This window comes from Sphingobium xenophagum NBRC 107872 (genome assembly GCF_000367345.1).
In the GTDB taxonomy this organism is placed as follows: Bacteria; Pseudomonadota; Alphaproteobacteria; order Sphingomonadales; family Sphingomonadaceae; genus Sphingobium; species Sphingobium xenophagum.
Map to the genome: position 1 here is coordinate 56,368 of NZ_BARE01000008.1, position 12,368 is coordinate 68,735.

At 64.6% G+C, this 12,368-nt stretch carries 11 protein-coding genes; 5 read left to right on the forward strand and 6 right to left on the reverse strand.

The annotated features are described in order from the left end of the window. Positions 1-6 precede the first annotated feature (6 nt). Positions 7-711: a lysophospholipid acyltransferase family protein gene (locus SX1_RS05045; RefSeq protein WP_019052184.1), complete on the forward strand. Its 705-nt coding sequence runs from the start codon at positions 7-9 to the stop codon at positions 709-711. Here SX1_RS05045 and SX1_RS05050 read toward each other — a convergent pair. Together SX1_RS05050 and hisC are read right to left on the reverse strand one after the other, a co-directional pair. Beyond that, the gene (locus tag SX1_RS05050) at positions 708-1,613 is read right to left on the reverse strand and encodes a prephenate/arogenate dehydrogenase family protein (RefSeq protein WP_019052185.1); all 906 of its coding nucleotides are present in this window, start codon (positions 1,611-1,613) and stop codon (positions 708-710) included. The two genes, SX1_RS05045 and SX1_RS05050, sit on opposite strands and share 4 nt — an antisense overlap. Positions 1,614-1,617: 4 nt before the next feature. After that, positions 1,618-2,739: a histidinol-phosphate transaminase gene (gene hisC / locus SX1_RS05055; RefSeq protein WP_019052186.1), complete on the reverse strand. Its 1,122-nt coding sequence runs from the start codon at positions 2,737-2,739 to the stop codon at positions 1,618-1,620. Positions 2,740-2,827: 88 nt separating this feature from the next. Between hisC and metX the strand changes: the two genes are divergently transcribed. Continuing rightward, positions 2,828-3,964, forward strand: coding sequence for a homoserine O-acetyltransferase MetX (gene metX / locus SX1_RS05060; protein WP_026149520.1), 1,137 nt, complete (start codon positions 2,828-2,830; stop codon positions 3,962-3,964). Beyond that, the gene (metW, locus tag SX1_RS05065; protein WP_017181166.1) at positions 3,961-4,554 is read left to right on the forward strand and encodes a methionine biosynthesis protein MetW; all 594 of its coding nucleotides are present in this window, start codon (positions 3,961-3,963) and stop codon (positions 4,552-4,554) included. Before metX ends, metW begins: the two co-directional genes overlap by 4 nt. Before the next feature lie 6 nt (positions 4,555-4,560). On the opposite strand, the gene SX1_RS05070 is transcribed toward metW, so the two are convergent. Next, a complete protein-coding gene (locus SX1_RS05070) occupies positions 4,561-5,055 on the reverse strand; it encodes a nucleoside deaminase (RefSeq protein WP_026149521.1) in 495 nt (164 codons plus the stop codon). A gap of 58 nt (positions 5,056-5,113) precedes the next feature. Further along, positions 5,114-5,728, reverse strand: a complete 615-nt coding sequence (locus SX1_RS05075) for a TetR/AcrR family transcriptional regulator (RefSeq protein WP_019052189.1) — start codon at positions 5,726-5,728, stop codon at positions 5,114-5,116. 160 nt (positions 5,729-5,888) lie between these two features. On the opposite strand from SX1_RS05075, the gene SX1_RS05080 reads away from it, so the two are divergent. Next, positions 5,889-8,246, forward strand: a complete 2,358-nt coding sequence (locus SX1_RS05080; protein WP_019052190.1) for a TonB-dependent receptor — start codon at positions 5,889-5,891, stop codon at positions 8,244-8,246. Between the two features lie 107 nt (positions 8,247-8,353). Beyond that, positions 8,354-9,625 (forward strand): spinster family MFS transporter, encoded by a 1,272-nt coding sequence (locus SX1_RS05085; protein WP_026149522.1) that lies wholly within the window; start codon positions 8,354-8,356, stop codon positions 9,623-9,625. Positions 9,626-9,716: 91 nt separating this feature from the next. Here the strand turns inward: SX1_RS05085 and SX1_RS05090 are convergent, their stop codons facing one another. Both SX1_RS05090 and SX1_RS05095 read right to left on the reverse strand, forming a co-directional pair. After that, positions 9,717-11,294: a peptide chain release factor 3 gene (locus SX1_RS05090; RefSeq protein ID WP_017181161.1), complete on the reverse strand. Its 1,578-nt coding sequence runs from the start codon at positions 11,292-11,294 to the stop codon at positions 9,717-9,719. A 66-nt stretch (positions 11,295-11,360) separates the two neighbouring features. Then, positions 11,361-12,245, reverse strand: a complete 885-nt coding sequence (locus SX1_RS05095) for an aldose 1-epimerase family protein (RefSeq protein ID WP_019052192.1) — start codon at positions 12,243-12,245, stop codon at positions 11,361-11,363. Positions 12,246-12,368 lie beyond the last annotated feature (123 nt).

The window sequence follows — 12,368 nt, forward strand, 5'->3', positions numbered from 1 at the left end:
GCCCCGATGATCACCTTGCTGCGCTCCACCCTCTTTTCCCTCATTTTCTATCCCGGCAGCTTGCTGCTGGTGCTGATCGCCCTGATCGTCGGCCAGTTTTCGCCGCCCGCGCTGCGATGGGTGTCGACCCTGTGGGGCTGGTTCCATCGCTATTGCGCCCGCTGGCTGCTGGGGCAGAAGGTGGTGATAGAGGGCGATCTGCCGCTTGGTCCCTATCTCTATATCGTCAAGCATGAATCGATGTTCGAGACGATCGACATGCTGTGCGTGTTCGACCGGCCCGTCATCGCCGCCAAGCGGGAACTGTTCGATATTCCGCTGTGGGGAACCATTGCCGACCGTTATGGCCTGATCCCGATCGAACGCACCGCCGGGGCGAGCGCGATGCGGACGTTGCGGACCCAGGCCAAGGCGGCGAACGCCGCCGGAAGGGCGGTCTGCATCTTTCCCGAAGGCACCCGCGTTCCCCATGGCGAAGCGCCGCCATTACGGGCTGGCTTTGCCGGATTATATACGCTGCTGGGGCTGCCGGTGGTGCCGATTGCGCTCAACAGCGGGCTGGTGTCGCCAAAGGGCAGCTTCCTCAAGAAAGCGGGCGTCATCACCTATAAGGTCGGTGAGGTCGTGCCCGCCGGGCTGGACCGGCGGGAGGCCGAAGCGCGGGTCCATGCCGCGATCAACGCGCTGAACCCGCTCTCTGCGCTGGCTTAATGCGCCCGGCCGAAGTCGGGCTTGGCGTCGTCCTGACCCTGTTCGATGATCGACCGGCGGATGGCGCGGGTATGGGTGAACAGGTTGAACAGCGTGTCGCCGTCATTCCAGCGGATCGCCCGTTGCAGTGCTGACAGATCCTCCGAAAAGCGCTGGAGCATTTCCAGCACCGCGTCCTTGTTGGCCAGGAACACGTCGCGCCACATGGTCGGGTCCGACGCGGCGATCCGGGTGAAATCGCGAAAGCCGCCAGCGGAATATTTGATGACTTCCGACTGGGTGACATTTTCCAGATCGCTGGCCGTGCCGACGATGGTGTAGGCGATCAGATGCGGCAAATGGCTGGTCACCGCCAGCACCAGATCATGATGCGCCGGGTCCATCGTCTCGACGTCCGCGCCGACCCGCCGCCACAGTTCGGCGACGCGCTCGACCGCCACGGGGTCAGCGTCAGCGGGCGGGGTGACGATGCACCAGCGCCCCTTGAACAGGGTGGCGAAACCCGCTTCCGGTCCGCTATTTTCGGTGCCTGCGACGGGATGCGCCGGAATGATCGTCCGCCCCGGCAGGGCGGCGACCAGCTGCGCCAGCACGTCCGCCTTGCACGATCCCACATCGCTTATGATCGCGTCGGCGGGCAGATCGTCGGCCAGCTCCGCCGCCGCCGCGCCCATGGCGCGGACCGGCACGCACAGCACCACCAGATCCGCGTCGGTGACCGAAGCCCCCGCCGTGTCGGTGATGTCGTCGCACAGGTCTATCCGCCGTGCGGTTTCGCGCACTGCCGGATCGGCATCATGGCCAGTGACGCGCGCCGTGGGCATCTCCGCCCGGATGGCGCGGGCAAGCGATGAGCCGATCAGGCCAAGGCCGATGATGGTGATCCGGGCGAAAGGCAGCATCGCGTCAGGCCGATTCCGCCATGGCGCGCAATGTGTCGGCCACGACGCGGACCTGCGCTTCGGTGCCGATGGTGATGCGCAGGCCGTTGGGCAGATCCTGGCCCGGCAGCCAGCGGGTGGCGTAACCGGCCTCCCACAATCCCTTCATCGCGGCCTCGGCGGTCAGCTTGCCATCGAACAGGATCAGCAGGAAATTGGTCTTGCTGGGTACGACGCGCAGGCCGTGATTGGACAGCGCGCCGATTTCGTTGCTCAGCCATTCGCGCCAGCGCGCATTATGGGCGCGGCTCGATTCGATCCAGGCACTGTCGTTGATCGCGGCGATGGCCGCGGCCTGGCCCGCGGTCGTGACATTGAACGGCGCGCGGATGCGGTGGAGAATCTCGATCACCTCCGCACTGGCATAGCCCCAGCCGATCCGTTCGGCCGCCAGCCCGTGAATCTTGGAGAAGGTGCGGGTGACGAAAATATTGCCGGCGGTCCTGGCCAGTTCCAGGCCGCCATCATCCTCGCCTTCGTCCAGATATTCGGCATAGGCCTGATCCAGCACGAACAAGATGTCGGGGCGCAGGCCCGCATGCAGCCGGGCAATCTCTTCGCGGCTGGTCATCGTGCCCGTCGGGTTGTTGGGGTTGGCCAGGAACACGACCTTCGTCTTCTCGGTCACGGCTGCCAGCAGCGCGTCGACGTCGGTGGCATAATCCTTGTCCGGCGCGATCACCGGGGTCGCGCCGACGCGGCGGGCGGCGATGTCATAGACCGCAAAGCCATAGCGCACATACAGCACTTCATCGCCCGGCCCGGCATAGGCGCTGGCGGCGATGTGGAGCAGTTCGTCCGACCCGGTGCCATAGATGATCCGCGCCGGGTCCAGCCCATGCACCGCGCCGATCGCTTCACGCAGCTTCGTCGCGCTCGGATCGGGATAGGTGGCAAGATCGGCGGTGGCGGCCACCAGCGCGGCGCGCGCGGCGTCGCCCGTCCCCAGCGGGTTTTCATTGGCCGACAGCTTGATCAGCGGGCGGCCATCATCGGCCGCTGCCTTGCCCGGCACATAGGGCGAAATGCCAAGAATCCAGTCCTTGGGCGATGGCTTTGTCAGGGTGTTTGCAAGTGTCTCTGTCATGGCGACGGGCTTTAGCGGCTTCCGCGCCAAAGGCAAAGCGCCCGTCCAGATTGACAGCGCTCCGCCGTGGTCCTAGCCCGGCGCGACCATGGCCAGCCTTTCAATGACAGATGATAGTCGTTTCGGCCTGCGCCGACAGGTTCGGCTTGCCGGGCCATTGTCGCTGGACAGCGGCGCGGCGCTGGGGCCGGTCGACATCGCCTATGAAACCTACGGCACGCTGAACCCGGACCGATCCAATGCGATCCTGATCTGCCATGCCCTGACCGGCGACCAATATGTCGCGTCCGATCATCCCGTGACGGGCAAGCCCGGCTGGTGGTGGCGGCTGGTGGGAGAGGGGAAGCCGGTCGATCCGGCACGCCATTTCATCATCTGCGCCAATGTCGTCGGCAGTTGCATGGGGTCGAGCGGCCCGGCCAGCCTGGATGTGGCTACCGGCCTGCCCTTCGCCATGCGCTTTCCCGTTCTGACCATTGCCGACATGGTGCGGGCGCAGGCGATGCTGCTCGACCATCTGGGCGTCGACCGGCTCTATGCCGTGATCGGCGGGTCGATGGGCGGCATGCAGGCGCTGACCTGGCCGACCTTGTTCGCCGACCGGGTGGAACGCTGCATCGTCATCGCCTCGACCGCGCGGCACAGCGCGCAGAATATCGCCTTTCATGAAGTCGGGCGGCAGGCGATCATGGCCGATCCCAACTGGCGCGGGGGCGATTATTATGCCGACGGGCAGGTGCCGAGCGCGGGTCTGGCCGTTGCGCGGATGGCGGCGCATATCACCTATCTGTCCGAAGCGGGGCTGACCGAGAAGTTCGGACGGCGCCTTCAGGGCCGCGATGCCAAGACCTTCGGCTTCGATGCGGATTTTCAGGTGGAAAGCTATTTGCGCCATCAGGGGCTGAGCTTTGTCGAGCGGTTCGACGCCAACTCCTATCTCTACATCACCCGCGCCATGGACTATTATGACATTGCAGAGGATCATGGCGGGTCGCTGGCCATGGCCTTCACGGCCAGCAAGGCGCGTTTCTGCCTTGTCAGTTTCGATACCGACTGGCTCTATCCTACGGCGGAATCGCGGATCATTGTCCATGCGCTGAACGCAGGCGGGGCGCAGGCCAGTTTCGTCGAACTGTCCAGCCCGTTCGGGCATGACGCCTTTCTTCTGGAATGTCCCGAACTCAACCGGGTGGTAGATGGCTTCCTGAAGGGCGGCCGGGCGTGAGCGATCAGTTGCGCCCCGATCTGGCGCTGATCGCGCGCACCGTGCGGCAGGGCGCGCGGGTGCTCGACGTCGGCTGTGGCGACGGCGCGCTGATGGCGGCGCTGCGCGACAATGCCGGGGTCGACGCGCGCGGGCTGGAGCTTGACGGGTCGAACGTCGCCGATGCGGTCGGGCGCGGCCTGTCGGTGGTGCAGGGGGATGCCGACACGGACTTGCGCTATTATCCCGACGCCAGTTTCGACTATGCGATATTGAGCCAGACGCTCCAGACGACCCGGCGGCCCGATCTGGTGGTGGAGGAATTGCTGCGGATCGCTGCCCAGGCTTTCGTATCCTTCCCCAATTTCGCCCATTGGCGCGGGCGGATTTCGCTGCTGTGGGGCGGGCGGATGCCGGTGACGCGGCTATTGCCCGACACATGGTATGACACGCTCAACATCCATCATGTGACCGTGGACGATTTCCGCGCGCTGGTGAAGGATCGCGGCTGGACCATCGACGGGCAATGGTTTCTGAAGGGCGACAGGGAAACCACCCATGCCAACGCCAATCTGTTTGCCGAACATGCGGTGTTTCTGCTGCGGAAATAGGCCGGGTTAGATATTGCCCTGTTCCTCGATCGGCACATCGTCCTGGGGCCGGTAATAGAGGCTGGCGCAAAGCTGCGCCTCGCATCCCCCTTCCAGCACAAGATCGTCGCGCCACGCGTCGCGTACGAAATCCATCGTGTCGAGATGGCGGTCCTCGAAATACATGCGATGCACATCGTCCCGGCCCGCGCCGTAAACGATCCGGCCAACCTTCGCCCAGATCGACGCCATGGTGCACATGCCGCATGGCTGGAGCGTGGAATAAAGCGTGGCGCCGCGCAGGTCCATGTCGCCATGAACTGGCCCTGCGGCGCGGATCGCCATGATCTCCGCATGCGCGGTGGCGTCCTTATGCTCCTCCGTCTGGTTGACCTGTTCCGCCAGGACGCGGCCGTCGATCACGATGATCGCGGCGATCGGCGTGTCGGCAGGGGTACTGCCCTTGCTGCGTGCCAAGGCAATGGCGCGCTGCATCCACTGGCGGTCGGTCGGTGTGATCATGGCGGCAATGCTCCGGTGGGTGAACCGCCACAAAGCGCCAGCGCCGGTTTTGCTCCGCTTATTGCGGGCGGCCAATGCCCTTTTCGATCAGCGCATTGGCGATGGCGGCAATCTCCTCCGCTGGGCGGCTGTCGTCCCAGACGCCGTAGCGCAGCCCCAGAAAGACATTCATGCCCATGATCGCCCAGGCATGCACCTCCTCCACGTCCGGGCGCACGTCGCCGCGCTCTGCTGCCCTGGCCAGTCGTGTCGCCATGCGGGCCGCGGTATTTTCATAATGGGCGCGATAGGCGGCGGCATCGACAAATTCCGATTCGTCGATGATGCGATAGAGTTCCTTGTGCGACCGGGCGAACTCCAGAAAGCTGAGCAGCCCGATTCGTTCGGCGTCGATGCCGTCGCGCGCCTGCGCGATCCGGGGTGACACATAGTCACGCACCTGCCCCGACATATCGGCCACCAGCGCGCGGAAAATATCGTCCTTGCTGTCGAAATAGGTGTAGAAACTGCCCAGCGCACAGCCCGCGCGGCGGGTGATTCCGCTGATTGATCCTTCGTGAAATCCCTTTTCGCCAAATTCCTGCGCGGCGGCCGCCAGCAGGCCGCGGCGGGTGCGTTCCCCGCGCGCCGTGCGGGGCGTCTTGTCGTCCCTGCCTGGCCCCTGGTCGGTCATAGTCTCTCCCCCGTCGCTGTGTTCTTTTTAGCGCAATCTGGTCGCATCGATAGCCTGCTCCATATTTGAAGTTGAAAGCTGGTTCAACTTTCATTATCGAATCGGTCAAGACACATGGCGACCCGCCAAACGGGCGCATCATTCAGGAGAGGTTCCGCTCATGAAGGCTCATCACAGCATCCGCGCTCTCGCCCTTGCCTCCGCCGCCTGGACCGGGGCGCTGGCCCTGCCCGCGCTCGCGCAGGACGCGCCGCAGGCCGCCGTGGACGACAGCGAAGGCGCGATCGTCGTCACCGCCCGCCGCCGCGAGGAAACGCTGGTCAGCGTGCCGATCGCGGTCAGCGCCTTTTCCGGGGAGAAGCTGGAAAGCCAGGGCGCGATCGACATTACCGATCTCGCCAACTTCACGCCCAACACCACGCTGGAAGCATCGCGCGGCACCAATTCGACGCTGACCGCCTTCATCCGCGGCGTGGGTCAGCAGGACCCCGTGTCCGGCTTTGAACAGGGCGTCGGCATCTATCTGGACGATGTCTACCTGAACCGGCCGCAGGGCGCGATCCTCGACATTTATGATGTCGATCGGATCGAGGTGCTGCGCGGGCCGCAGGGGACGCTCTATGGCCGCAACACGATCGGCGGCGCGGTCAAATATGTGACCAAGATGCTGCCGCAGGACTTCGCGCTCAAGATCAAGGGCAGCTACGGCACCTATGATCAGGCCGATGGCATCATCAGCGTGTCGGCCCCGGTCGGCGACATGATCCGGGTCGGCGGTGCACTCGCCCGCCTGTCGCGCGGCGGCTTTGGCAAGAATCTGACCACCGGCGAAGATAATTACAACAAGGATGTCTGGGCCGCGCGCGGCACGTTCGAAATGGGCGGCTATGGCCAGCCCGTGCTGATGCGGATCACCGGCGACTATACCAAGGATAACAGCAATGCGCGCGGCGGCCACCGCCTGATTCCCGGCCAGCTGTCGGGCGCGCCGGTACTGGACGACGTGTTCGACACGCGCGGCGGCCTTGCCGACCCCAAGCAATATGTGAAGTCCTACGGGCTATCGATGAACATCACGGCTGAACTGTCCGACGCGGTGACGCTGCGGTCGATCAGCGCGTGGCGCAAGGATGACAGCGCATCGCCGATCGATTTCGACGCGCTGCCCGCCGTCGATGTCGACGTACCGGCCTTCTACTTCAACGAGCAGCTGAGCCAGGAATTCCAGCTTCTTTATGACAGCGGCCCGCTGCATGGCATGCTTGGCTTCTACTATCTGGATGCCAAGGCCGATACCGCGTTCGACGTGCGGCTGTTCACGACCGTTGCTGGCCTGACCGCCTTTACCCAGGCCGATGTCGACACGGAAACCTATGCCGTGTTCGGCGACTTCACCTTCGACATTTCGCAGCAGCTGAGCATTTCGGCGGGCGGTCGCTATACCTGGGACAAGCGCCGCGCCGACATTTTGCGGCAAAACTATCTGGGTGGCGGATCGCCCGTCTTTGGCGGCGCAGGCGTGGCGTTCGGCGCGCCCAGCACCGATTTCAACGGCCAGCGCGAATATAAGAAGTTCACGCCCCGTGTCTCGATCAGCTACAAGCCGACGCCCGATCACAATATCTATGCCAGCTATGCGCAGGGCTTCAAGGGCGGCGGCTTCGATCCGCGCGGGGTGGGCACCAATGCGCCCGACCTCAACGGCAACGGCATTCGCGAAGATAGCGAGATCGCGTCCTTCCTGAGCTTCCGTCCCGAAAGCGTCAAAAGCTATGAAGTGGGCTATAAGGGCAACTTCATGAACGGCGCGCTCTATGTCGCGGTCGCGGGCTTCTATGCCGACTATAACGACGTGCAGATCCCCGGCTCGGTCGCCTGCACCGTCAGCGTCGGCGGCGTACCGACGCCGTCCTTCTGCGGTGTCGTGTCCAACGCGGGCAAGGCGCGGTTCAAGGGTCTGGAATTTGAAAGCAACGCGCGGCTGGCGCAGGATTTCCTGACGGGTGGTGACCGTTTGAGCCTGTCCACGGCGGTCGGCTATATCGACGCCGAATATCGCGAATATGTGACCAATATCGGCGGGGTACCGACCGATGTGGCCGCGTTCCGCAAGGTGCAGAATACCCCCAAATGGACGGCCAGCGGCACGCTCGGCTACACCACGCCGGTCGGCGACGGCAGCCTCTATGCGGGCAGCACCCTTTCATGGCGCAGCAAGACCTATCAGTTTGAAATCCCCAACCCCTATATCGACCAGAAGGGCTATGCCCTGTGGGATGCCAGCATCGTCTACACCGCGCCGGACGACCGCTGGACGCTGGGGCTGCATGGCAAGAACCTGCTGGACAAGGAATATAAGACGTCGGGCTATACCTTCGTCGCGGCCAATGCGACGACCGGCGCGATCATCAACAATGCCGCTGGCTTCCCGACCCCTTCACTGGGCCGCGAAGGCACGCTGACCGCGTTCTACGGCAATCCGCGGCAGGTGTTCGTGACCGGAACGGTGAAGTTCTAGGTTCGGTATTCCCGCGCAGACGGGAATCCGGTTCCAGGGACGGGACCGGGTTCCCGCCTGCGCGGGAACACGCTTTTGCTGTGCGGCAAGGGGCGTAAGGAGCATATATGACAGACCGAACGGTTCCCTCCGCCTCTCCCCCCGTTTCCCCCGCCTATCGCGGTGTCGTGCTGGCGATGCTGCTGCTCGTCTACACTTTCAACTTCCTCGACCGGCAGATTCTGGGCATCCTCGCCGGGCCGATCAAGGCGGAACTGGGCCTCACCGACGGGCAATTGGGCGCGCTGGGCGGGATCGCCTTTGCGCTGCTCTATTCGACGCTGGCGATTCCGCTGGCATTGCTGGCCGACCGGACCAGCCGGACCTGGGTGATCACCGTCAGCCTTGCGGTATGGAGCGGCTTTACCGCGCTGTGCGGCATGGCGGGCAGCTTCTGGCAGATGTTCGCTTTTCGCGTCGGCGTGGGTGTGGGGGAGGCAGGCGGCGTCGCGCCATCCTATGCCGTGATCTCCGACTATTTCCCGACGCACCAGCGCGCGCGGGCGCTGTCCATCTATTCGCTGGGCATCCCCCTGGGATCGGCGGGTGGCGTGCTGCTGGGCGGTTATATCGCGCAGGCGGTCGAGTGGCGCACCGCTTTCATCGCGGTCGGCGTGGCTGGCCTGCTGATCGCGCCCCTGTTCCGGCTGGTGGTGCGCGAACCAGCACGGCCGGTACTGGCGAACGATGCGGTGCCGGTCAGCGCCGTGTTCGGCATATTGGCGGCCAAGCGCAGCTTCTGGCTGCTGGCGCTGGGCGCGGCGTGCAGTTCGATGTGCGGCTATGGTGTCGCCTTCTGGCTGCCCAGCCTGCTGATGCGCAGCTTTGGCCTGGACCTGTTGGGCGCGGGGCAGTTTCTGGGGGCGCTGCTGCTGATCGGCGGCGTGGCGGGCGTGCTGCTGGGCGGCTGGCTGGGCGATGCCATGGGTAACAGGGACAAGGCCTATTATGCCTGGGTACCCGCGATCAGCTATGTCGTGGGAATGCCCCTGTTCGTGGTCGGCGTGCTGTCCGACAATGTGGGCTTTGCCTTTGCGCTGTTCCTGATCCCGCAGGCCTTGGTCTATGTCTGGCTCGGCCCGGTGCTGACCGCCGTGCAGCATCTCGTTCCCGCCCATATGCGCGCCAGCGCGGCGGCGAGTTTCCTGCTGATCAACAATCTGGTCGGGCTGGGACTGGGCAGCTGGAGCGTGGGGGCATTGTCGGATGCGCTGACGCCTGCTTATGGCGTGGAGGCGCTGCGCTATGCCATCGTCGCGGCGCTGGGCTTCTATCTATTGGCCGGTCTGTTCATGGCATTGGCGGGCCGGGCGCTGCGCAAGGATTGGGTTGCAGCGTAGCATGCACCCCGTTCGCTTCGAGCGAAGTCGAGAAGCAGCAAGCGCTGTGCCAGCGTTTCTCGACTTCGCTCGAAACGAACGGAGGAGGGGGTTACCGCTCCTTGGTCGCGCTGAACTTCAGTTTGGGGTGGCGTTCCTGCTGATAGCCGATGTCCCATGCGCTGCGCGCCATGAATACCAGCGCGCCGTCGCGGTCCTTGGCCATGTTGGCCGCGTTGAAGCCGACGAAATCCTTGATCGCACCCTCATCGCCACTGATCCAGCGGGCTGTATCGAAGGGTGAAGGCTCCAGCGCGGCGGCGACCTTATATTCCGCGTCCAGCCGGGAAATCAGCACTTCCAGCTGCAATTGCCCCACCACGCCGACGACCCAATTGCTGCCGATTTCCGGGTAGAATACCTGGATCACGCCCTCTTCGGACAGATCATCGAGCGCCTTGCGCAGCTGCTTGGTCTTGGTCGGGTCTTTCAACTGGACCCGGCGCAATATTTCCGGCGCGAAATTGGGCAGGCCGGTAAAGCGCAGCCCCGGTTTTTCGCTCAGCGTATCGCCCACGCGCAGCGCGCCATGGTTGGGAATGCCGATAATGTCGCCGGGATAGGCCTCATCCGCCAGTTCGCGGTCCTGCGCGAAGAACAGGATCGGCGAATGGACCGCCAGCGCCTTGCCCGACCCGCTGGGCGTCAGCTTCATGCCGCGCCGGAACTTGCCCGACACCAGCCGCATGAAGGCGATGCGGTCGCGGTGCATCGGGTCCATATTGGCCTGCACCTTGAAGATGAAGCCGGTGACTTCGCTGCCCTCCGGTTCGACGGCGGCGGGTTCTGCGGGCTGCGCGCGCGGCGGCGGGGCGTGGGCCGCCAGCGCGTCGATCAACTCGGTAACGCCGAACAATTTGAGCGCGGAGCCGAAATAAACCGGCGTCAGGTCTCCCTGACGATAGCGGGCAAGGTCGAATTCGGCATAGCCGCCCTGCGACAATTCGGCCTCCTCGCGCAATTTCTCCAGCCCGTCGGGCGACAGGAAATCGGCGAGTTTCGGATCGTCCAGCCCGGTAAACTGGTGCCGGGTGCCGTCAAATTCGCGGCTTGGCCCGCTGGGCTGCATCAGCCGGTTGGTGGCGAAGTCATATATGCCCTCAAACTCGCCGCCCATGCCGACCGGCCAGCTCATCGGGCAGACGTCCAGCTGCAACTGGTCCGCCACCTCGTCGAGCAGGCCGAACGTCTCGCGGCCTTCGCGGTCCACCTTGTTGACGAAGGTGATGATGGGCAGGTTGCGCAGGCGGCACACCTCGAACAGCTTGCGCGTCTGCGGCTCGATACCCTTGGCCGCGTCGATCACCATCACGGCGGAATCGACGGCAGTCAGGGTGCGGTAGGTGTCCTCGCTGAAATCTTCGTGACCCGGCGTATCGAGCAGGTTGAACGTGATCGTCTCGCCATCGCGCGTCCGCTCGAACGTCATGACCGATGATGTTACGGAAATGCCGCGCTGCTGCTCGATCTTCATCCAGTCCGACCGCGCACGCCGGTTCGCGCCACGTGCCTTGACCTCACCGGCGAGGTGGATCGCGCCACCCTCCAGCAGCAGCTTCTCGGTCAGCGTGGTCTTGCCCGCGTCAGGATGGGAAATAATCGCGAAGGTGCGGCGGGATGGAATGGTCATGATGATTTTCTGGGTCGGGAGTAATAAAGCCGTTCGCTCAGCCCGAACGGAATCTAGGTTGCGCCGTTACACGTCCACAAGGCTGACGTCCATGCGGAAGGCGCGGCTCTCGCCCGGTGGCAGCGCGATGATGCCCTGCTTTGCCCACACATCCCCTTCGAACCCGACCAGATCGGCCATCCCCGCCCAGGGTTCGACGCACAGATAATGGGCGCCCGGCTTCTGCCAGAGGCCCAGCCATGGCGTATCGGGAAAGTCGATCTTCAGGCGCGGCTGGCCCGGCACGCCCCAGAGCAAGGAGCGGCTGGCGAGATCGTCCCAGATGAGCGCATCCCCTTCGAACATGGCATGGCTGGGGACCAGCGTGTCGCCATCGACCGGGGACGCCACCGCTTCCCGCGCGATCAGGCCGGGTTCCGCGCCCACCTTGCGGATCGGCGCGGGTTCGGGCTGTTCAAAGACGACGCGGTGATCCTCCAGCGCGCCGCCATAGGGCAGGGGCCAGGCGAAGGCGGGGTGATAGCCAAAGGAAAAGGGCATGACAGCCTCCCCCCGGTTGGTCACGGTCGCGGTCATGCACAGGCGCGCGCCCTCGATCGCGAAACCCATGTCGAGCCGGAAGGCGAAGGGATAGACAAGCAGGCTCGCCGCATCCGCTTCCAGCCGGAAGGTCGCGGCGCTGTCGCTGCGCTCGACCAGCGCAAAAGTGCTGCGGCGGGCAAAGCCGTGCTGGGGCATGGCATAATCGCGCCCGTTCAGCCGATAGGCGTCGCCACGCGACCGCCCGACAAAGGGGAAGAGCAAGGGGGCATGGCCCGTCCACCAGCGCGGGTCGGCGTCGGTCATCAACTCGCGCCCCTGCGCATCGCGCAGCGACCAGAGTTCCGCGCCCTGGGCGGATATGGTGGCGCCAAGCTGGTCCGAAGCGATGCCGATCGGTGCGTCTGTCACGTCCTGCTGTCCTCCTGTTGAAGCGGGCCTGCCTTAACGCCGATGCCGTCGCCTGTCTCGCCCCGACACGCGCTCGTTTCGCAAGGGAACCGAAAGATTGCGTCGCTGGTTTTGTCGGGCGGG

Coding starts and splice junctions, on each gene's coding strand:
- SX1_RS05045 (WP_019052184.1), top strand. CDS start 7: ATGATCACCTTGCTGCGCTCCACCCTCTTTTCCCTCATTTTCTATCCC.
- SX1_RS05050 (WP_019052185.1), bottom strand. CDS start 1,613: ATGCTGCCTTTCGCCCGGATCACCATCATCGGCCTTGGCCTGATCGGC.
- hisC (WP_019052186.1), bottom strand. CDS start 2,739: ATGACAGAGACACTTGCAAACACCCTGACAAAGCCATCGCCCAAGGAC.
- metX (WP_026149520.1), top strand. CDS start 2,828: ATGGCCAGCCTTTCAATGACAGATGATAGTCGTTTCGGCCTGCGCCGA.
- SX1_RS05070 (WP_026149521.1), bottom strand. CDS start 5,055: ATGATCACACCGACCGACCGCCAGTGGATGCAGCGCGCCATTGCCTTG.
- SX1_RS05075 (WP_019052189.1), bottom strand. CDS start 5,728: ATGACCGACCAGGGGCCAGGCAGGGACGACAAGACGCCCCGCACGGCG.
- SX1_RS05080 (WP_019052190.1), top strand. CDS start 5,889: ATGAAGGCTCATCACAGCATCCGCGCTCTCGCCCTTGCCTCCGCCGCC.
- SX1_RS05085 (WP_026149522.1), top strand. CDS start 8,354: ATGACAGACCGAACGGTTCCCTCCGCCTCTCCCCCCGTTTCCCCCGCC.
- SX1_RS05090 (WP_017181161.1), bottom strand. CDS start 11,294: ATGACCATTCCATCCCGCCGCACCTTCGCGATTATTTCCCATCCTGAC.